Source organism: Pseudomonas sp. FP453 (assembly GCF_030687495.1).
GTDB lineage: Bacteria > Pseudomonadota > Gammaproteobacteria > Pseudomonadales > Pseudomonadaceae > Aquipseudomonas.
Genome location: NZ_CP117435.1, coordinates 6,102,031 through 6,122,422 on the forward strand (window position 1 = coordinate 6,102,031; position 20,392 = coordinate 6,122,422).

14 protein-coding genes are annotated in these 20,392 nt (G+C 63.0%); 11 read left to right on the forward strand and 3 right to left on the reverse strand.

What is annotated here, in order from left to right:
• Positions 1 to 6: 6 nt before the first annotated feature.
• The 3 genes from tssK to tagH are packed head-to-tail and all read right to left on the reverse strand — an operon-like array spanning position 7 to position 3,188.
• A complete protein-coding gene (gene tssK / locus PSH87_RS27930; protein WP_305431859.1) occupies positions 7 to 1,341 on the reverse strand; it encodes a type VI secretion system baseplate subunit TssK in 1,335 nt (444 codons plus the stop codon).
• Positions 1,342 to 1,359: 18 nt separating this feature from the next.
• Entirely contained in the window at positions 1,360 to 1,869 is a 510-nt protein-coding gene (gene tssJ, locus PSH87_RS27935) for a type VI secretion system lipoprotein TssJ (RefSeq protein ID WP_017735736.1), read from the reverse strand.
• A gap of 53 nt (positions 1,870 to 1,922) precedes the next feature.
• Complete coding sequence (gene tagH, locus PSH87_RS27940; protein WP_017735735.1) at positions 1,923 to 3,188, reverse strand: type VI secretion system-associated FHA domain protein TagH; 1,266 nt, start codon at positions 3,186 to 3,188, stop codon at positions 1,923 to 1,925.
• A 393-nt stretch (positions 3,189 to 3,581) separates the two neighbouring features.
• On the opposite strand from tagH, the gene tssA reads away from it, so the two are divergent.
• From tssA to PSH87_RS27995, 11 genes are all read left to right on the forward strand, one after another.
• Positions 3,582 to 4,592 carry a type VI secretion system protein TssA gene (gene tssA / locus PSH87_RS27945; RefSeq protein ID WP_305431861.1) on the forward strand — a complete coding sequence of 337 codons (1,011 nt, stop codon included), beginning with the start codon at positions 3,582 to 3,584 and terminating at the stop codon, positions 4,590 to 4,592.
• A 54-nt stretch (positions 4,593 to 4,646) separates the two neighbouring features.
• Positions 4,647 to 5,153, forward strand: coding sequence for a type VI secretion system contractile sheath small subunit (gene tssB, locus PSH87_RS27950; protein WP_003195557.1), 507 nt, complete (start codon positions 4,647 to 4,649; stop codon positions 5,151 to 5,153).
• A 2-nt stretch (positions 5,154 to 5,155) separates the two neighbouring features.
• Positions 5,156 to 6,652: a type VI secretion system contractile sheath large subunit gene (gene tssC / locus PSH87_RS27955; protein WP_257781762.1), complete on the forward strand. Its 1,497-nt coding sequence runs from the start codon at positions 5,156 to 5,158 to the stop codon at positions 6,650 to 6,652.
• 172 nt (positions 6,653 to 6,824) lie between these two features.
• The gene (locus tag PSH87_RS27960) at positions 6,825 to 7,313 is read left to right on the forward strand and encodes a type VI secretion system tube protein Hcp (protein ID WP_017735732.1); all 489 of its coding nucleotides are present in this window, start codon (positions 6,825 to 6,827) and stop codon (positions 7,311 to 7,313) included.
• 78 nt (positions 7,314 to 7,391) lie between these two features.
• Positions 7,392 to 7,907 (forward strand): type VI secretion system baseplate subunit TssE, encoded by a 516-nt coding sequence (gene tssE, locus PSH87_RS27965; protein WP_005792513.1) that lies wholly within the window; start codon positions 7,392 to 7,394, stop codon positions 7,905 to 7,907.
• A complete protein-coding gene (tssF, locus tag PSH87_RS27970) occupies positions 7,904 to 9,763 on the forward strand; it encodes a type VI secretion system baseplate subunit TssF (RefSeq protein WP_305431863.1) in 1,860 nt (619 codons plus the stop codon). Before tssE ends, tssF begins: the two co-directional genes overlap by 4 nt.
• A complete protein-coding gene (gene tssG / locus PSH87_RS27975) occupies positions 9,727 to 10,770 on the forward strand; it encodes a type VI secretion system baseplate subunit TssG (protein ID WP_026136666.1) in 1,044 nt (347 codons plus the stop codon). The genes tssF and tssG overlap by 37 nt, the downstream gene beginning before the upstream one ends.
• A complete protein-coding gene (gene tssH, locus PSH87_RS27980) occupies positions 10,763 to 13,426 on the forward strand; it encodes a type VI secretion system ATPase TssH (protein WP_305431864.1) in 2,664 nt (887 codons plus the stop codon). The genes tssG and tssH overlap by 8 nt, the downstream gene beginning before the upstream one ends.
• Positions 13,427 to 13,579: 153 nt before the next feature.
• Positions 13,580 to 15,520 (forward strand): type VI secretion system Vgr family protein, encoded by a 1,941-nt coding sequence (locus PSH87_RS27985; RefSeq protein ID WP_305431866.1) that lies wholly within the window; start codon positions 13,580 to 13,582, stop codon positions 15,518 to 15,520.
• A gap of 15 nt (positions 15,521 to 15,535) precedes the next feature.
• The gene (locus tag PSH87_RS27990; protein WP_017735727.1) at positions 15,536 to 15,967 is read left to right on the forward strand and encodes a DcrB-related protein; all 432 of its coding nucleotides are present in this window, start codon (positions 15,536 to 15,538) and stop codon (positions 15,965 to 15,967) included.
• A gap of 12 nt (positions 15,968 to 15,979) precedes the next feature.
• Positions 15,980 to 20,368: an RHS repeat-associated core domain-containing protein gene (locus PSH87_RS27995; RefSeq protein WP_305431869.1), complete on the forward strand. Its 4,389-nt coding sequence runs from the start codon at positions 15,980 to 15,982 to the stop codon at positions 20,366 to 20,368.
• Positions 20,369 to 20,392 lie beyond the last annotated feature (24 nt).

Consider the following 20,392-nt stretch of genomic DNA (forward strand, 5'->3'; position numbering starts at 1 on the left):
CGCGGATTATCCTCGGATCGCCCAGAAGGCCAGGTTCAAGCCCGGGAACTGCCCGGCGATGTGGAAGGCGAAACCGCCGGAGTTGTGCAGTTGCTGCCAGTGTTCGCTGCCGCGATCCAGCTCGTAGTAGGTGGAGCCGGCGTGATACGGGATCTGCCGTGGCGCCACCGGCAACGGCAGCAGGCTGATGCCCGGCAGTTGCAGGTTGACCATGTCGCGGATGTGCTCCACCGAGCCGACTTTGCTTTGCTGGCCGAAGCGTGCGCGCAGGGTTTCGGCGGGCACGTCGGCGCGTACCACCAGGATGAAACTGGCGCTGTCGAGCAGGGTTTTGTCGGCCAGCATCGCCACGTGGATGCCGTAGGCCTTCTCCACAATCGGGATCGGCGTGGCCTTGCTGTCGATCAGCATCGACAGCGCTTCACGCAGCGCCAGCATCACCGGGGCGAAGCTCAGGGCCAGGTCGTCGTGTTGGTATTGCGGGTATTCCTGCGGGCGCCGACCTGCCGTGGAGAAGGTCGAGAACTCGCCGGCCAGGCTCACCAGTTCGCTGAAGAAACGCTCCGGGTGCAGCGGGCTCAACTGGTTGAAATGCTGGAGCAGCGGCTGCGCGCGGTTGACCAGTTGCAGCAGCATGAAATCGGCAATCTCCGACGCACCACCGGCGCCCGAGGCGACCACGCGGCCCGCCAAGGCCTCGCCACGCTGGTGCAGCAGGCCCAGCAGTTCGCTGCGAAAGGCTGCCAGCGGTTTGCTCGCGGCCACGTCCAGCACCGGTGGGATGTATGTGTCGTCGAGCACCAGTGCGCGGTCGGCGCGTTTTTCCTTGATGCGCACCAGACCGATGGCGGCGTAATCGCTGATGCCGTCTTGCGCGGTCAGCAGGCGCAAGGCGCGGGAGCCCACGGCCACCGGCGCGCGGTTTTCGAACGGCGCGTTGTCGTCGCGCACTTCGCGCACCTGGCTCACGTAGCGGGCCGCTTCCAGGGCTTCGCCTTCATCCACGGTGTCGCGGGCGCCGGCACGCTTGTGCGGCAAGGCCAGGTAGACCAGGCCGTCGCGCAGGTTGTCGTCGATATTCAGCGGGCTCGGCGCCAGGTCATCCTGGGGGATGTTGAACGGCGTGCCATCGGGCAGCAGGCCGCGTGCCGAGACAATGGCCAGCTTGCCCTGGGCCAGCAGGCCTTGGTCGATCAGCAACTCGGAGAAGCCCCAGCTGCCGGCGGACAACGGGCGGCTGCGGGCGTCGATCAGGTTTTCCAGGTAACGGTCATGCTGCTGGAAGTGCTGCGTTCCGATGAACATGCCTTCCGACCAGACCACGCGATTGTTCCAGGACATGGGGGCTCCGATTGCTTGTTATTGGGCTGGGCTGGATGGGGAGGCCGCGACGTCGGCGCGCACGGCACGCACATCGAGGCTGATCTGGTATTCGGTGTATTGGCGCGCGGGCACGTTGATCACCGTGCGCCATTGCGCGCGGTCCAGCTCGCGGTAGCCCACCAGCAAGCCGATCTGGCGGGTGGCCGGGTCGAGGTCGCGCTGGATGCTCAATTGCTGGCCGGGCTGCACCACCACTTCGTCCTGGTCGAGCAGGTCCAGGCCGAGGGTGGATTGCGCGCGGTCAGCCAGGGCGAAGTAATCGGAACGGGCGAAGGTGGCGGCGTTTTTCAATTCGAAGATGCGCACCCGCACTGGCGCGGCCTGGCCGCTGGCGCCGGGGTTGAGCCCGCTGATCGCGTGGAAATGCAACTCGATGGCCGCGGTGTCCGCTTCAACCTCAGGGGCTGCGGCGGGCGCGACGGCGTCTTTGGCACACGCCGTCAGCAGCAGCACGGTGGCAACTGCGAGTAAAAACCTGGGAATCATCCTGCGTCCTCAATGACGTACTTAGCTATCCGTTAATCCATGTCGTGCGGTTTTTAGCGACGCTGTCGTGCGCTGTGGTCTTCGTAGGCGCGGCTGAATTCGCGGCCGAACAGGTCCTGGAAATCCTCCTGGGCCTCGCGGGAAATATTGCTGTAGAGCTCGGTAAACTGCTGCCAGTACTGGGCCTGACGCGAACCGTTGAACAGGCTCGACAAGCCGCCGGGCTTGCCCATCCGCTCTTCCAGCTGCGCCGGTTCAAAGCGCGTGAGCAGGTGCTTGATCGCCGCTTCCACCCCGGCCATCACCGCCAGTTGGTGGGCGCGCAGGTCGTTGAAACTGTCACGTACGGCGGCGTCCGGCGCCATAAACGCCTGGTTGCCGTGGCGAAGCAGCAGCAGTAACGCTTCGTCGGCGTTGGGGGCGAATTTCAACGGATTGTTTTCGGCGGGCTGGATCATCGTCTGCTGCATGCGGAACTCGCCCTTGAGGCTCGCGCGGGCACGCAACACGTCGATCAGGCCTTCGACCATCAGGCGGTAGCTGCGGCCGATGTTTTCCATCTGCGCCTCAGCCTGGGCCTTGTCGAGGTTCAACTGGTCGAGGCCGGCGCCACGCAGGAAGGCTTGCAGCAGGTCGGTTTGTGGCGGGGTGACGGCCACCGGTGGCGGCTGGATTACCGGCGCGACGACGGGCGCGGGGGCGTCGGCCAACAGGTCCCAGTCATCCGGGATCACCGACGCCGAGGCCACGGGTTTTTCGACGGCAATGGGGGTCGGCGGGCGGAAGTCGTGTTGCTCCGACGGCACATGATCAGCCACGGTCGGCGGCGGTACGGCGCTGGGGCTGAGGAAGTCGAACAGGTCCGGCAGGGTGTCCATCGACGAGGCGCCCTGGAACTGCGGCGCGATCACCGGCTTGTTCGCCACGGCGCCCATCAGCGCTTCAAAACTGTTCGCGGCATCGGCGGCAAATGGCTGGCTGTCGCCGGCCTGCACGTTAAAGTCGATACGCGCCTGGATCTCGTAGTCACCGATGCGGATCAACTCGCCATTTTCCAAGGGCTCGCTGTTCCCCCGGCGCAGACGAATACCGGCGTTGACCAACTCCACGCCGTTGGTGCTGTTATCGGTTAAATAATAACGGCCATCTTTGTATTGAATAACGCAATGTTGCGAGGAGACGAGGCGCTCAGGGTCAGGCAATACCCAGTCATTATGCAAACTGCGGCCAATAGCCATCACGCCCTGATCCATGGACTTTTCGGCACATTGCCCTGGGGTGATCTTGTGATAACTAGTGATAGTCAAACACAGCGACATCTTGCCTCCTTGCTGATACTTCGCGCGCGCTCTACTTCCTGAACGTTAGTTCCAGAAAGTCTCTCCATAAGGTCGTGCAACCCACCGTAAAACCTTGCAACACCCGCACAATGGCTGATCTTAACCGGGCTCCATGACAAAAATCCTGTCCCGGTACGTCGTTAGACCCACCAGTCGCGCAGGTTGTTAAGCACCGCACATCTGTCACAGAGGGCGAATAGCTTACCTTGACAAGGCGTAAGTACTACACCAAAAATGCACAACTTCTCAGATAACCATGATGGCACACTAGTGGCATCTTGCTTATATGACCGAGAAAACATGCAAAGTTCCTCGCGCAACTAATGCATGCATTGCCCGCCATCTAACGGGCTGATAAGGAGATCAAATTCAGTGGATGTGCCGTTGCTGCTCGCCGCCGTTTCCGCGAATTCGCCGTGTGGCGAAGACATGGAATATGACGCGGACTTTCTTCAACTAGAGCGTGCCGCGAAGGGCCAACCCGAGCGCAGCATGGGCGACTCGATCCTGCCCGCTGAGCCACCGCAATGGCGCGACATCCAGCAGCAAAGCCTCGATTTGCTGCAACGCAGCAAAGACCTGCGCATCACCCATTTCCTGCTGCAAAGTGCCCTCGCCCTCCAGGGTGTGGCCGGGCTGGCGCAAGTCCTCTCATTGATCAACGCACTGCTGCGTGACTACTGGGCCGAGCTGCATCCGCGCCTGGACGCCGACGACGATAACGACCCGACCGTACGCATCAACGCCCTCACCGGCCTGACTTGCGACACCAACATCCGCCTGCTGCGCGAAAGCATCCTCACGCGCTCGCGCACCTTCGGCCCGGTGAGCCTGCGCGCGGCGCTGAACGCCAGCGGTTTGCAGTCGTTTGCCGATGAACAACTCGGCGCCCAGCAGCTCCACGCCGCGTTCCTCGACAGCGACCCCGAGCAGCTGCAAGCCACCCGCGATGCCTTGAGCGCCGCGCGGGCGGCCTGCGAAGCCATCGAGCAACAGGTCAACGAGCAGGTCGGTTCCGCCCAGGGCGTGGACCTCAGCGCCTTGAAGCAACCGCTCAAGCAGGCGTTGCAAATCCTCAATCAAGCCGTACCCGGCAGCAGCGTTCCCGAGGCCGTCAGTGAAGACAATGCCCCCTCGGTCGAACCCGCCGCCGCCCCCGCAGCACCGCGCCCGCTGGGCGATATCGCCAACCGCGATGACGTGCTGCGCAGCCTCGACAAGATCCTTGCGTACTACACCCGGCACGAGCCTTCGAGCCCGCTGCCGGTGCTGTTGAACCGGGCGAAGAACCTGGTGCACGCCGACTTTGCGGCGATCGTGCGCAATCTGATTCCCGACGGCATGTCCCAATTTGAAAACCTGCGCGGCCCGGACGGCGAGTAAACCGCCCGGCCGTGCAGTAACAACACCGTCGCTCAAGCGACCAGGAGCAGCAACGTGGCGAAGCAAAGTTCTCAGAAATTCATCGCGCGCAACCGCGCGCCTCGGGTGCAGATCGAGTACGACGTCGAGCTCTACGGCGCCGAGAAAAAGGTCCAACTGCCCTTCGTGATGGGCGTGATGGCCGACCTCGCCGGCAAGCCCGCCGAGCCTCTGGCGCCGGTGGCTGATCGCAAGTTCCTCGAAGTGGACGTGGACAATTTCGACTCGCGCCTCAAGGCCATGCAGCCGCGCGTGGCGTTCCACGTGCCCAACGAGCTGACCGGCGAAGGCAACCTGAGCCTGGATATCACCTTCGAAAGCATGGACGACTTCAGCCCGGCCGCCGTGGCCCGCAAGGTCGATTCGCTGAACCAGCTGCTCGAAGCCCGCACCCAACTGGCCAACCTGCTGACCTACATGGACGGCAAGACCGGCGCTGAAGAAATCATCATGAAGGCGATCAAGGACCCGGCATTGCTGCAAGCACTTGCCAGTGCGCCCAAGCCTGCAGGGGAGCAGTAATCATGAGTGACAATACCGCCCGCGAAGGCGCGCCGATCCTGGGCGCCACCGAGGAAGCCAGCGAGTTCGCCAACCTGCTGCTGCAAGAGTTCAAGCCCAAGACCGAGCGTGCCCGCGAAGCCGTGGAAACCGCCGTGCGCACCTTGGCTGAACAGGCTCTGGCGCAGACTGACCTGGTGTCCAACGACGCGATCAAGTCGATTGAATCGATCATCGCCGCCATCGACGCCAAGCTCACCGCCCAGGTCAACCAGATCATCCACCACCCGGATTTCCAGCAGCTGGAAAGCGCCTGGCGTGGCCTGCACTACCTGGTCAACAACACCGAGAGCGATGAGCAGCTGAAGATCCGCGTGCTCAACATCTCCAAGCCGGACCTGCACAAGACCCTGAAGAAATTCAAGGGCACCGCGTGGGACCAGAGCCCGATCTTCAAGAAGATGTACGAAGAAGAATACGGCCAGTTCGGCGGCGAACCTTACGGCTGCCTGGTGGGCGATTACTACTTCGACCAGTCGCCACCGGACGTGGAACTGCTGGGCGAGCTGTCGAAAGTCTGCGCCGCCATGCACGCCCCGTTCATCGCTGCCGCTTCGCCGACCGTGATGGGCATGGGCTCGTGGCAGGAACTGTCGAACCCGCGCGACCTGACCAAGATCTTCACCACCCCGGAATACGCCGGCTGGCGCTCCCTGCGTGAATCGGAAGACGCGCGCTACATCGGCCTGACCATGCCGCGCTTCCTCGCGCGCCTGCCGTACGGCGCCAAGACCGACCCGGTGGAAGCCTTCGCCTTCGAAGAAAACACCGACGGCGCCGACAGCTCCAAGTACACCTGGGCCAACGCTGCCTACGCGATGGCGGTGAACATCAACCGTTCGTTCAAGCACTACGGCTGGTGCTCGCGCATCCGTGGCGTGGAGTCCGGCGGTGAAGTGGAAAACCTCCCGGCCCACACGTTCCCTACCGATGACGGTGGCGTGGACATGAAGTGCCCGACCGAAATCGCCATCAGCGACCGCCGTGAAGCGGAGCTGGCGAAGAACGGTTTCATGCCGCTGCTGCACAAGAAAAACACCGACTTCGCCGCATTCATCGGCGCGCAGTCGTTGCAGAAACCGGCCGAATACGACGACCCGGACGCCACCGCCAACGCCAACCTGGCCGCGCGCCTGCCGTACCTGTTCGCCACCTGCCGCTTCGCCCACTACTTGAAATGCATCGTGCGCGACAAGATCGGTTCGTTCAAAGAGAAGGACGAGATGCAGCGCTGGTTGCAGGACTGGATCCTCAACTACGTGGACGGTGATCCGGCCCACTCCACCGAAACCACCAAGGCCCAGCACCCGTTGGCAGCGGCCGAAGTGATCGTCGAAGAAGTGGAAGGCAACCCGGGGTACTACAACTCCAAGTTCTACCTGCGCCCGCACTATCAGCTGGAAGGGCTGACCGTGTCGCTGCGCCTGGTATCGAAGCTGCCTTCGGCAAAAAGCGCGTAAGTAGCTGGTGAACTGGCTCTTCTGTGGGAGCCGGGCTTGCCCGCGATGCAGGCGACGCGGTCTGCCAGTCAGACCGCGGTGATGCTATCGCAGGCAAGCCAGCTCCCACAGAAAAGCAAAGCCCCATCGGGCTTAAACAAATTTCGTGGCTTGGGCCACACAGGGAGAAAACATGGCTGTTGATATTTTCATCAAGATCGGCGACATCAAGGGCGAGTCCATGGACAAGGCCCACAAGGACGAAATCGACGTGTTGAACTGGAGCTGGGGCATGGCCCAGTCCGGCAACATGCACGTGGGCGGTGGCGGCGGTGCAGGCAAGGTGAATATCCAGGACCTGTCGCTGACCAAGTACGTCGACAAAGCCTCGCCGAACCTGATGATGCACTGCGCCAGCGGCAAGCACATCGACAAGGTCAAGCTGACCGTGCGCAAGGCCGGTGGTGAAAGCCAGGTCGAGTACATGGTGATCAACCTGGAAGAAGTGCTGGTCACGTCCCTGAGCACTGGCGGTTCGGGTTCCGATGATCGCCTGACCGAGAACGTCACCCTGAACTTCGCCCAGGTGATGGTCGACTACCAGCCGCAGAAAGCCGACGGCACCAAAGACGGCGGCGCGATCAAGTTTGGCTGGAATATCCGTTCCAACACCAAGCGCTGATAGCCCTTGTGGCCGTGGCCCAGCGCCACGGCCTCAGTTCAATTGCCCCTCTCACAACCCGTCCGTGGAGCTGCTTTGGTGGTCACTGAAATCGCTTCCCGCGACCGTCTGCAACCGTCCCTGCTGGACCGGTTGACCGATGATGATCCAACCAATCCCAAGGAAAGCGCCGACAAACGCGTGCTGTCCCTGACCCAATTGAAAGCCTCGGTGCTGCGCGACCTGGCGTGGCTGCTCAACACCACGTCGTTGCTGGATGCCGATGCCACGCTGCACACCCCGGCCGGGACTTCGGTGGTCAACTACGGCCTGCCGGCGCTGGCGGGCAACAGTGTGTCCAGCGTCGATATCAAGGCGCTCGAAGCGCTGATCTACCAGGCCATCGCCACCTTTGAACCGCGCATCCTGCGCCACACCTTGCGGGTCAAAGCCCGCGTCGGCCATGGCGAGATGAACCACAACGCGCTGAGTTTCGAGATCGAAGGCGACCTGTGGGCACAGCCGGTGCCGTTGCGCCTGTTGCTGCAAACCGACCTCGACCTGGAGTCCGGCCATGTGCGCGTGGTCAACGCCGACCAGCGGAGACGCCCATGAACCCGCGCCTGCTGGAGCTGTACAACCAGGAACTGCACCACGTGCGCGAAAGCGCCGCCGAGTTCGCCAAGGAATACCCGAAGATCGCCAGTCGGCTGACCCTGTCCGGTATGGACTGCGCCGACCCGTACGTCGAACGCTTGCTGGAAGGCTTTGCCTACCTGACTGCCCGCGTGCAGCTCAAGCTCGACGCCGAGTACCCGACCTTCACCCACAACCTGCTGGAAATCGCCTACCCGCACTACCTGGCGCCAACGCCGTCGATGACCGTGGTGCAATTGCAGACCGACCCGGACGAAGGCTCGCTGGCCAGCGGTTTCCCCCTGCCCCGCGACACCGTCCTGCGCGCCGCGCTGGGCCGCGAAACCCAGACCTGCTGCGAGTACCGCACCGCCCACCCGGTGACGTTGTGGCCGCTGCAAGTGAGCAACGCCGAGTACTTCGGCAACCCCGCCGCCGTGCTCGGGCGCCTGGCCGCCAGCGAACCGAAGGCCAAGGCCGGCCTGCGCCTGACCCTGCGCACCGGTGCCGAACTGCCGTTCAACAGCCTCGACCTGGACACGCTGCCGCTGTACCTCAGCGGTGCGGATGAACAGCCGTTTCGCCTCTACGAACAACTGCTCGGCAATGCCTGCGCCGTGTTCGCGCGCAAGCCCGGTGGCGATTGGGTCGAGCGCTTGCCGCCAGACGCGCTGCGCTCCCGTGGTTTTGACGACGCCGACGCCGCCATGCCGGTGGTGGCGCGGGCGTTCCAGGGCTATCGCCTGCTGCAGGAATACTTCGCCCTGCCCCACCGCTATCTGTTCGTCGAATTTGCCGAGCTGAGCCGCGCGGTCAAGCGCTGCGACGGCCAGGAGCTGGAACTGATCGTGCTGTTCGACCGTCACGAGCCAAGCCTGGAAGGCAGCGTCGGCGCGGCGCAGTTCCTGCCGTTCTGCACGCCGGCGATCAACCTATTCCCGAAACGCGTGGACCGTATCCACCTGTCCGACCGGGTCAACGAACACCATGTGATCGCCGACCGCACGCGGCCGATGGATTTCGAGATTCATTCCCTCAGCGGCCTCACCGGCCACGGCACCGGGCCGGAGCAGCCGTTTTTGCCGTTCTACGCCGTGCGTGATCCGTCGCGTTATGGCCGCGACCAGGCGTATTACACGGTGCGCCGCGAACCTCGCGTGTTGTCCAGCGACCAGCGCCGCAACGGCCCGCGCTCCACCTATGTGGGCAGCGAAACCTTTGTCAGCCTGGTGGACAGCCGCCAGGCGCCGTACGGCCACGACTTGCGTCAACTCGGCGTTACCGCGCTGTGTACCAACCGCGATTTGCCGCTGTTCATGAGCGTGGGCAATGGCAAGACCGACTTCACCCTGGCCGACAGCGCGCCGGTGCTGGCGGTGCGTTGCGTGGCCGGGCCGAGCCGCCCGCGCGCCAGCCATGCGCATGATGCCAAGGCGTGGCGATTGATCAGCCAACTGTCGCTCAACTACCTCTCGCTAAGCGAACAAGGCCAGGGCGCCGGCGCCTTGCGTGAACTGCTGCGCCTGTACGGCGACAGCAACGATGCGGCGCTGCAATTGCAGATCGAAGGCCTGCGCGAAGTCAGCAGCAAAGCCGTGACCCGCCGCCTGCCGATGCCCGGCCCGATTGTGTTTGGTCGCGGCCTGGAGATCACCTTGGAGTTCGATGAAAACGCGTTTCGCGGCACCGGCGTGTTCCTCCTCGGCGCGGTGCTGGAACGCTTCCTGGCGCGCTACGTGTCGATCAACAGCTTTACCGAAACGGTGATCCGTACCACCGAACGCGGCGAGATCATGCGCTGGAAAGCCAAGCCCGGGCGGCGGCCAACCCTGTGAAGACCCTGGACGCGATGCATCAGGAGCCCTGGGAATACGATTTCTTCCAGGCATTGCGGCGGATCGAGTGCGAATCGCCGGACCTGCCGCGCCTGGGCCATTCCCTGCGCCTGGCAGACGACCCGTTGCGCCTCGGTCAACAAGCCGATTGCACCTTCGCCCCGGCCACGCTGGCGTCGGTCGATCCCGGCGGCGACGGCAAACCGGCGCGCCTGGAGCAGTTCTTCTTCGGTCTCGGCGGCCCCAACGGCCCGCTGCCGCTGCACATCACCGAGTACGTGCGCGAGCGCCAGCGCAACAACGCCGACAGCACCAGCAAACAGTTCCTCGACGTGTTCCACCATCGCCTGCTCAGCCTGTTTTACCGGGCCTGGGCCGAGGCGCGGCCAACCGTCAGCCACGACCGCCCGGACGATGACTACTGGTCCGCGCGCCTCGCCGCCTTGAGTGGCCGTGGCATGCCAAGCCTGCTCAATCAGGGTTTGATTCCCGACACCGCCAAGCTGCACTACAGCGGCCACCTGTCGGCGCAAACCCGTTACCCGGACGGTTTGAAGGCGATCCTCGGCGAGTACTTCGGCCTGCCGGTGGCGATTGAAGAGTACGTCGGCCAATGGCTGGAACTGCCCGAACGCAGCCGCGTCGGCGTCAGCGCCAACCGCCTGGGCGTGGACTTTTGCCTGGGCAGCCATGTGTGGGACCGCCAGCACAAATTTCGCATCCGCCTCGGCCCGCTCACCCTTGACGACTACATGGGCATGTTGCCCGGCCAGCAGCCGTTCAACGAGCTGGTGGCGTGGGTCGCCGAGTACCTGGGCCATGAACTGGACTGGGACTTGAACCTGGTTTTGCAACAACCCGAAGTGCCGGCGCTGCAACTCAATGGGCAGTTCCGCCTGGGCTTCAATACCTGGCTCGGTCAACCCGAGCGAGACGCCAACGACCTAATCCTGGCCCGGCATTACGCCGATCACGCCACCACCTCAAGGAATCCAGAGCATGGGTGAAATCAGTCGCGCCGCGCTGTTCGGCAAACTCAACAGCGTGGCCTACAAGGCCATCGAAGCCGCCACGGTGTTCTGCAAATTGCGCGGTAACCCGTATGTGGAATTGGCGCACTGGTTTCACCAGTTGCTGCAACTGCAGGACTCGGACCTGCACCGCATCATCCGCCAGTTCAACGTGGAACCGGCGCGCCTGGCCCGTGACCTCACCGAAGCCCTGGACCGCCTGCCACGCGGCTCGACGTCGATCACCGACCTGTCGTCCCACGTGGAAGAAGCCGTAGAGCGCGGCTGGGTCTACGGCAGCCTGATGTTTGGCGAAAGCCAGGTGCGCACCGGCTACCTGGTGCTGGGCATCTTGAAGACGCCAAACTTGCGCCATGCATTGCTGGGTTTGTCCGCCGAGTTCGACAAGATCAAGGCCGAAGCGCTGAGCGAGCGTTTTGACGAATACGTCGGCGACTCGCCGGAAAACGCCCTGAGCGCCAGCGATGGTTTTAACGCCGGCGCCGTTCCGGGTGAAGCCAGCGGCGCGATGGCGCCGAGTGCCATGGGCAAGCAGGAAGCCCTCAAGCGCTTCACCGTCGACCTCACCGAACAGGCGCGCAGCGGCAAGCTCGACCCGATTGTCGGCCGCGACGAAGAGATCCGCCAACTGGTGGACATCCTTATGCGTCGACGCCAGAACAACCCGATCCTCACCGGCGAAGCGGGCGTGGGCAAGACTGCCGTGGTCGAAGGCTTCGCCCTGCGCATCGTCGCCGGTGACGTGCCGCCAGCGCTCAAGGATGTGGAACTGCGCAGCCTGGACGTCGGCCTGCTGCAAGCCGGCGCAAGCATGAAAGGCGAGTTCGAACAGCGCCTGCGCCAGGTCATCGAGGATGTGCAGGCGTCGCCCAAGCCGATCATCCTGTTTATCGACGAAGCCCATACGTTGGTCGGCGCCGGTGGCGCTGCCGGCACGGGCGACGCGGCCAACCTGCTCAAGCCCGCCCTGGCCCGTGGCACCTTGCGTACCGTGGCTGCCACGACTTGGGCCGAGTACAAGAAACACATCGAGAAAGACCCGGCGCTGACCCGCCGTTTCCAGGTGGTACAGGTGGCTGAACCGTCAGAAGACAAGGCGCTGCTGATGATGCGCGGCGTGGCCTCGACCATGGAAAAACACCATCAGGTGCAGATCCTCGACGAAGCTCTGGAAGCCTCGGTGAAGCTGTCCCACCGCTACATCCCCGCACGCCAGTTGCCGGACAAATCCGTGAGCCTGCTGGACACCGCCTGCGCCCGCGTCGCCATCAGCCTGCACGCGGTGCCGGCGGAAGTGGACGACAGCCGTCGCCGCATCGAAGCGCTGGAAACCGAGCTGCAAATCATCGCCCGCGAACATGCCATCGGCATTGCGATTGGGGCACGCCAAAGCAACAGCGAAGCGCATTTGAGCGCTGAACGCGAGCGTCTGGCAACGTTGGAAAGCCGCTGGGCCGAAGAAAAAGCCTTGGTGGACGAACTGCTCGCGACCCGCGCGACCCTGCGCGAAACCGCAGGCGTGGTTGATAGCGGCAACGATGCATTGCGCGCCCAACTGGTAGACCTGCAACAACGCCTCAGCGCCGTGCAAGGCGAAACCCCGCTGATCCTGCCCACCGTGGATTACCAGGCCGTGGCCTCGGTGGTCGCCGACTGGACCGGCATCCCGGTGGGCCGCATGGCGCGCAACGAACTGGAGACGGTGCTCAACCTCGACCAGCACCTGAAAAAACGCATCATCGGCCAGGACCATGCCTTGCAGATGATCGCCAAGCGCATCCAGACCTCCCGCGCCGGCCTCGACAACCCGAGCAAGCCGATTGGCGTGTTCATGCTCGCCGGCACGTCGGGCGTGGGCAAGACCGAAACCGCCCTGGCCCTGGCCGAAGCCATGTACGGCGGCGAGCAGAACGTGATCACCATCAACATGAGCGAGTTCCAGGAAGCGCACACGGTCTCCACGCTCAAGGGCGCACCACCGGGTTACATCGGCTACGGCGAAGGCGGCGTGCTGACCGAAGCCGTACGGCGCAAACCCTACAGCGTGGTGCTGCTGGACGAGGTGGAAAAAGCCCACCCGGACGTGCATGAGATCTTCTTCCAGGTGTTCGACAAGGGCGTGATGGAAGACGGCGAAGGCCGGGTGATCGACTTCAAGAACACCCTGATCCTGCTGACCACCAACGCCGGCACCGAGCTGATTTCCCGCGTGTGCAAGGACCCGACGAATGTGCCGGAGCCGGAAGAGATCGCCAAGGCATTGCGTCAGCCGTTGCTGGAGATTTTCCCGCCGGCACTGCTCGGCCGCCTGGTGACGATTCCGTACTACCCGCTGAGCGACGAGATGCTCAAGGCGATCACCCGCCTGCAGTTGAACCGCATCAAGAAGCGCGTGGAAAGTACGCACAAGGTGGCCTTCGACTATGACGACGCGGTGGTCGACCTGATCGTCTCGCGCTGCACCGAGACTGAGAGCGGCGGGCGCATGATCGATACGATCCTGACCAACAGTTTGCTGCCGGACATGAGCCGTGAATTCCTCACGCGCATGCTGGAGGGCAAGGCGTTGGCGGGGGTGCGGATCAGCAGTCGGGATAACGAATTGCACTACGCCTTCAGCGACGCAGAATAACTATTGGTGGAATGCGGTCATTGTGGGAGCTGGCTTGCCCGCGATAGCGGTGGGTCAGTCCCAGATTTTTCACTGACAGACCGCTATCGCAGGCAAGCCAGCTCCCACATTTGATCCAGTTCCGTCAGTGAAAAAGGTATTACAGGACAACCGATGCTATTCAACCAAGCCTCACGCCTGGCCAAGATCACCAGCCCCCTCGGGCCGGATGTGCTGCTGCTCAATGCCATGGGCGGCGGTGAGGAACTGGGCCGGCTGTTCACCTATGAACTGCAACTGACGTCCCTGGACGCCAACATCGACCTCAACCAGTTGCTCGGCAAACCCATGAGCGTCGGCCTGCAGCTGGCGGACGGCGGTGAGCGGCATTTCCACGGCATCGTCGCGCGCTGTAGCCAGGATATCGACCAGGGCCAGTTCGCCAGTTACCAGGTGGTGCTGCGCCCGTGGTTCTGGCTGTTGAGTCGCACCTCGGACTGTCGGATTTTCCAGAACCTGAGCATCCCGCAGATCATCAAGCAGGTGTTTCGCGACTTGGGTTTCTCCGACTTCGAAGACGCCCTGAGCCGCCCGTATCGCGAGTGGGAATACTGCGTGCAGTACCGCGAGACCAGCTTCGATTTCGTCAGCCGCCTGATGGAACAGGAAGGCATCTACTACTTCTTCCGCCATGAACAGGACCGCCATGTGCTGGTGCTGGCCGACGCCTACGGCGCCCACACCACGGTGCCGGGCTACGCGTCGATCCCGTATTACCCCAAGGACGAGCAGCAGCGCGAACGCGACCATATGCACAACTGGCACCTGGCGCAGCAGGTGCAGCCGGGCTCGCTGGAGCTCAACGACTACGACTTCCAGCGCCCCAGCGCGAGCATCGACGTGCGCTCGGCGATGCCGCGCCCGCACACCGCCGGCGACTATCCGCTGTACGACTACCCCGGCACCTACGTGCAAAGCCAGGACGGCGAACACTACGCGCGCACCCGCATCGAAGCCCTGCAAACCCTGCATGAACAGATCGAGTTCAGCGGCAATGCGCGCGGCCTGGGCTCAGGCCATTTGTTCAGCCTCACCGGCTTCAGTCGCCAGGACCAGAACCGCGAATACCTGATCGTCGGCATCCGCTACCACATCGTCCAGGAGAGCCTGGAAAGCGGCAGCGGCTCGGGCGCGGCGCAGTTCAGCAGCAGCCTGAACTGCATCGATGCCCAGCAAAGCTTCCGTCCGCTGGCCAGCACCCACCGGCCCATCGTCAAAGGCCCGCAGACCGCGCTGGTGGTGGGGCCCAAGGGCGAGGAAATCTGGACCGACCAGTACGGCCGCGTGAAGGTGCATTTCTACTGGGACCGTCACGACCAATCCAACGAAAACAGCTCGTGCTGGATTCGCGTGTCGCAATCCTGGGCCGGCAAGAACTGGGGCTCGATGCAGATTCCACGGATCGGCCAGGAAGTGATTGTGAGTTTTCTGGAAGGTGATCCCGATAGGCCGATCATCACCGGGCGGGTGTACAACGCCGAGCAGACGGTGCCTTACGACTTGCCGGAAAACGCCACGCAAAGCGGCATGAAAAGCCGCTCCAGCAAGGGCGGCACTCCGGCCAACTTCAATGAAATCCGCATGGAGGACAAGAAGGGCCTGGAGCAGCTGTACATCCATGCCGAGCGTAACCAGGACATCGTGGTGGAAGTGGATGAGAGCCATTCGGTGGGGCATGACCGCAACAAGAGCATCGGCCACAACGAGACAGTGACCATCGGCAACAACCGCCTGCGCATCGTCAAGCAGGAAGACATCCTCTCAGTGGGCCAGCGCAAGACGGACAGCATCAGCCAGAGCTACGTCATCGAAGTGGGCGAAAACCTGCGCCTGGTCTGCGGTGAAAGCATCCTGGAGTTGAATGCCAGCGGGCAGATCAACCTGACGGGCGTGCAGATCAGCTTCTACGCCAGCGGCGATGCCGAGTTCAACACGGGTGGCGTGCTGCACCTGAACAACGGCGGCGGCGCGGGCGCAACCCCCGATGGCCAGGGCGTTAAAGCCAGCATCGACGCCAATATCAACGCCGCGTTCCCAACGCCTAAAAGCTCCTGACGAGACCTGTTTGCGATGACGTATCGAATCAACGAATTCCAGTTCCAACTGCCGGCCGCCGAGTTGCAGGACGCGACGATCAATATCCTCAAGTTCCCTGAGCTGGGCACTTCCCTGATCATCAGTCGCAGCCTCTTGGCCGAGGGCGAAACCCTGCACAGCAACTTCGCCGACCAGCTCAAGCGCCTGGAGCAACAGGTGCAGGATTTGCGCTGCCAGCCGAGCACGGTGGTGCGTTTGGGCGCGGCTCAAGAAATCGAAGGCATCGAGCTGCGCAGCCAGTTCAACAAGGGCAATGACAAGGTGTTCCAGTACCAATTGGCGCTGGTGTTGCCGGGCACGCGCAAGATGCTCGCGTTGAGTTATGTGAAGGCCGAAAAGCTCGGCGATGCCGAGGCAGCGCACTGGGCGTTGATCAAGAACTCGCTGTCGTTCGACGCCCTTTGATGAGCCGCCTGCATGTCTGACGCACTTTGGGCGGCCCGCATGGGCGACGCGCTCGCCCACACGTCGATGATGGCCGACATCCTCGGCGGTGTGCTGGAGGTGGCGGCCAATATTGCGATCACCGCCGTGGCAACCGCTGCGGTGGTGGCCGCCACCGGTATCACCGTGGCCACGGGCGGGCTTGGCTGCTTCCTGCTGGGCGCGGTGGTGGGCACGATTGTCGGGCTGGCCATGAGCAAGACGGGGGCGGACAAAGGCCTGTCGAATTTATGCGAGAGCTTTAGCAACGCCCTGTTTCCGCCCACGGTGCAGGCGAACATTCTCACCGGCTCCACCAACACCCTGACCAATAACATCCCCGCCGCCCGCGCTGCCGGGGCGATCAGCTCCCACGTCGCGCCGGCCGGCACCGAGCTGGAAGAGCCGGCACCAGAGCCGGGCTACCTGGACATGGCCGAGAGTTTCTTCTCGCAGATGTGGCGCCCCACCGTCGCCACGCCGGCGCCAGGCGCGGTGCCCAAGCCGCTGGACCTGGTGGTGTGCATGAAGCACCCGCCGATGCCGCCGCAGTTCATGGCCGAGGGTTCGGACAAGGTCACGGTCAACGGCCAGCCGGCGGTGCGCAGCGGTGATCGCAGTACGTGCGATGCGACGGTGGTGGGTTCGGGGCTGATCTCGTCCAACGTGACCATTGGCGGCGGCTCGGTGGTGGTGCGTGAGATTCGCAGCGGCAAGACGCCGGGCGTCGGGCTGGCGGTGACGGCGCTGTTGATGCTCAAGGGCGGCAAGGGCAAGTTCTTCAGCAAGCTGCCGTGCATGCTGATCAGCGGCGCGACGTCGATGGCTGTCAGCAGTGCGATGGGGGCGATGGCGAACGCGGCGATGGGCTCGTCGAACCCGGTCCATGCGGCCACCGGCGCAAAAGTGTTGGGGCACGTCGAAGAGCTGGATTTTGTGCTGCCCGGCATCCTGCCGATTGCCTGGCAGCGGTTCTACAACAGCCGCGATGAGCGCCCGGGCAGCCTGTTCGGCAAAGGCTGGAGCGTGGTTTATGACGTGTGCGTCGACATTCGCCCCCATCCAGAGGGTGGTGAAACGCTGATCTACACCGACGAGCAGGGCCGAGCAATCGACATGGGTTCGATTGCTTTGGGCGGCGCGGTATTCAGCGCCGGTGAAGGGCTCGCGGTGCGCCGCCACCTCAATGGGCAGTTGCTGATCGAAAGCGACGATGGCCTGTACCGCTTGTTCGAGCCTGCGGCCAACCCGTCGCGGCTACGTCTGAGCCAGTTGGGTGATCGTAACGACAACCGTATCTACCTCGACTACGACGAAGCCGAGCATCTGGTACGGCTGCGCGATACGTTCGATCTGGTGCAGGTTGAGCTGGTTCGTGAGCAGGGCCAATTGGCGCGCATCGAGCGTGTGTATCCCGATCAGCGTCGTGAAGTGCTGGTCAGCTACGGCTATGACATGGCCGGGAGCCTGGCTGAAGTACGCGACGCGACTGATCAGGTGCAACGCCGCTTCGCCTACGACAACGGCCGCCGGATGGTCGAGCATCAACTGCCGACCGGGTTACGGTGTTTTTACGAATGGGCGTTGGTGGAAAACCTGGAATGGCGCGTGGTCCGCCATTGGACCGATGAAGGCGACGCTTACCAGTTCGACTATGACTTGCAGGCCGGCCTCACGCGCATCACCGATGGCTTGCAACGCGTCAGCACCCGCTTGTGGAACACGCAGCACCAGATCATCCAGTACAGCGACAACCTCGGCCAGACCTGGCTGTTCGAGTGGAACGACGAACGCCAATTGCTCAGCGCCACCGATCCGCAGGGTGGGCGTTATGAATACAGCTATGACGAGGCCGGTAATCTGATCGGCGAGCGTGACCCGTTGGGGCGCAGCGATTCGACGTTGTGGCTGGAGCATTGGGCCTTGCCGCAGGTGGAAACCGACGCGGCCGACAACAGTTGGCAGTATCGCTACGACCCGCGTGGCAACTGCATCGCCGAAACCGATCCGCTGGGCCATGTCACCCGCTACCGCTATGACGACCACGGCCAGCCGGTGGAAATCATCGACGCCACCGGCAAAAGCAAAAAGCTGCGCTGGAACCCGTTCGGGCAGTTGGTGGAACACGTTGATTGCTCGGGCTATCCAACCCGCTTTGGCTACGACGCGCGCGGCAACTTGCAGGTGATCACGGACGCCCTCGGCGAGCGCACCTTGTTCAACTATGACGCCCAGGGCCGCCTGCTCGGCAGCCAACTGCCGGACGGGCGCACCGAGCAATACCAGCGTGACGTCAGCGGGCAACTGGTGGGTTACACCGACCCGGCCGGGCACACCACGCTCTATCAGCACAACCGTCGCGGCCAGGTCCGCCAGCGTACTGATGCCCACGGCCGACAGGTGCAGTTCGGTTATGACAGCTATGGGCGGCTGCAAGCGCTGATCAACGAGAACGGCGAGCGCTACCGGTTTGCCTGGGATGCCGGGGACAGGCTGACAGAACAGCAAGATCTCGACGGCAGCGCCAAGCGTTACGGTTACGACCCACTGAATAATGTGATCGCAGTGACTGCTGTTCCGGCCCCTCACGGCAACGGTCTGGCGGTAGTCCCCGAAACCCCGCCCGCTCCCATCGTCCATCAGCTGGAACGCGATGCGGTTGGCCGCCTGATCGCCAAGGCCACCGACGATGGCCGCACCGACTACGCCTACGATGCGGTGGATCAACTCACCGCCGTAACCTTCACCGACTTGAACGGCAACACCCAAGCCCTGGGCTTTGCCTACGATGCCCTCGGCCAACTGCTGTGCGAACAAAGCGCAGCGGGCGACCTGAACCACCACTACGACGAGCTGGGCAACCTGATCCAGAGCCGACTGCCCGACGGTCGCTGGCTCAATCGCCTGCACTACGGCAGTGGCCACCTGCACCAGATCAACCTCGACGGCCAGGTCATCAGCGACTTTGAACGCGATCGCCTGCACCGCGAAGTGCTGCGCACCCAAGGCCAGCTCAGTACCCGCAGCGAATACGACCGCAGCGGCCGCCTGCGCTCACGCCAACGCCGCCACGCCAGCCAGCCGCCGTCCTTGCTGCCCGCTGCGGCGCAAAAACATTTCGAGTACGACCCCGCCGACAACCTGATCGGCAAGCTCGACCAACAACCCGCCGCGCAACACCGCCAACTCCTGCACTACGACGCCACCGGCCGCATTATCGCCAGCCAAGACAGCCTGCACGGCCAGCGCGAGACCTTCGCCTACGACGCCGCCGCCAACCTGCTCGACGGGCCGCAGCCGGGCGCTGGGCTGGTGGTGCATAACAAACTGCTGACCTATCAGGACAAACGTTATCGCTACGATGCGTTCGGCCGCACCATTGAAAAACGCAGTGCCGCGCGGGGCGTGCAACGCTTTGCCTATGACGCCGAAAGCCGGCTGATCGAAGTACGCAATGACAACGGCAGCGTGGTCAGGATGACCTACGACCCGTTGGGCCGGCGCATCGGGAAAACCGAGCATGGCAGCGACGGCTATCCGCTAGGGGAAACGCGGTTCGTGTGGGATGGCCTGCGGTTGTTGCAGGAGCACCGGCACAGCCAGACCAGCCTGTATATCTATCAGGACGAAGGCCACGAGCCCTTGGCCCGGGTTGACGGTACGGGGCCGTTGCAGAAGATTCGCTACTACCACAACGACCTGAACGGCTTGCCGGAACAGCTCACCGAAGCGGATGGGCATGACGTCTGGCGGGCGACTTATCGGGTGTGGGGCAACACGCTGGAGGAGGTGCGCGAGCCGTATTACATCGAAGAGCAGAACCTGCGGTTTCAGGGGCAGTATCTGGATCGGGAGACGGGGCTGCATTTCAATACGTTCAGGTTTTATGATCCGGATGTGGGGCGGTTTACTACGCCGGATCCGATTGGGTTGGCGGGGGGGATCAATGCCTACACTTATGCCGACAACCCCTTTGCCTGGGTCGATCCGTTAGGTCTTACGTGTGCAGGCAATGGAAAAGTCCACGGCAACAGCCACTCGAGCAAAAACCCTAATCACGTCTATGTCATCGTTGATACGAAGACAGGGCGAATGATGAAACCGGGAATCAGTGGGCGGCCGTTAAACAAGAATGGCACATCACCTCGCGCCAACCAGCAGGTCAATGCGCTCAATAAACCCCAAGCAGGGCGCTACAAGGCGGTGATTGTTGAGAAGAACAAAACTCGACTTCAAGCCAAAGCTACCGAACAGAAAATTACAGACAAACACGCGGCGAGAAACAACGGCAACATGCCGTCGCCGATCCACAGAAACCCGCTACCGCAGGTTGACACGAGAGATGGCTACCTTAAATTATACGGCACGCCTGATAACCGTTAGTTTTTTGAAGTGAACGCCGCAATG

Excerpts from the sequence above, each read along its gene's own strand:
- tssK (WP_305431859.1), bottom strand. The coding sequence starts at position 1,341 with ATGTCCTGGAACAATCGCGTGGTCTGGTCGGAAGGCATGTTCATCGGA.
- tssJ (WP_017735736.1), bottom strand. The coding sequence starts at position 1,869 with ATGATTCCCAGGTTTTTACTCGCAGTTGCCACCGTGCTGCTGCTGACG.
- tagH (WP_017735735.1), bottom strand. The coding sequence starts at position 3,188 with ATGTCGCTGTGTTTGACTATCACTAGTTATCACAAGATCACCCCAGGG.
- tssC (WP_257781762.1), top strand. The coding sequence starts at position 5,156 with ATGAGTGACAATACCGCCCGCGAAGGCGCGCCGATCCTGGGCGCCACC.
- PSH87_RS27960 (WP_017735732.1), top strand. The coding sequence starts at position 6,825 with ATGGCTGTTGATATTTTCATCAAGATCGGCGACATCAAGGGCGAGTCC.
- tssF (WP_305431863.1), top strand. The coding sequence starts at position 7,904 with ATGAACCCGCGCCTGCTGGAGCTGTACAACCAGGAACTGCACCACGTG.
- tssH (WP_305431864.1), top strand. The coding sequence starts at position 10,763 with ATGGGTGAAATCAGTCGCGCCGCGCTGTTCGGCAAACTCAACAGCGTG.
- PSH87_RS27985 (WP_305431866.1), top strand. The coding sequence starts at position 13,580 with ATGCTATTCAACCAAGCCTCACGCCTGGCCAAGATCACCAGCCCCCTC.
- PSH87_RS27990 (WP_017735727.1), top strand. The coding sequence starts at position 15,536 with ATGACGTATCGAATCAACGAATTCCAGTTCCAACTGCCGGCCGCCGAG.
- PSH87_RS27995 (WP_305431869.1), top strand. The coding sequence starts at position 15,980 with ATGTCTGACGCACTTTGGGCGGCCCGCATGGGCGACGCGCTCGCCCAC.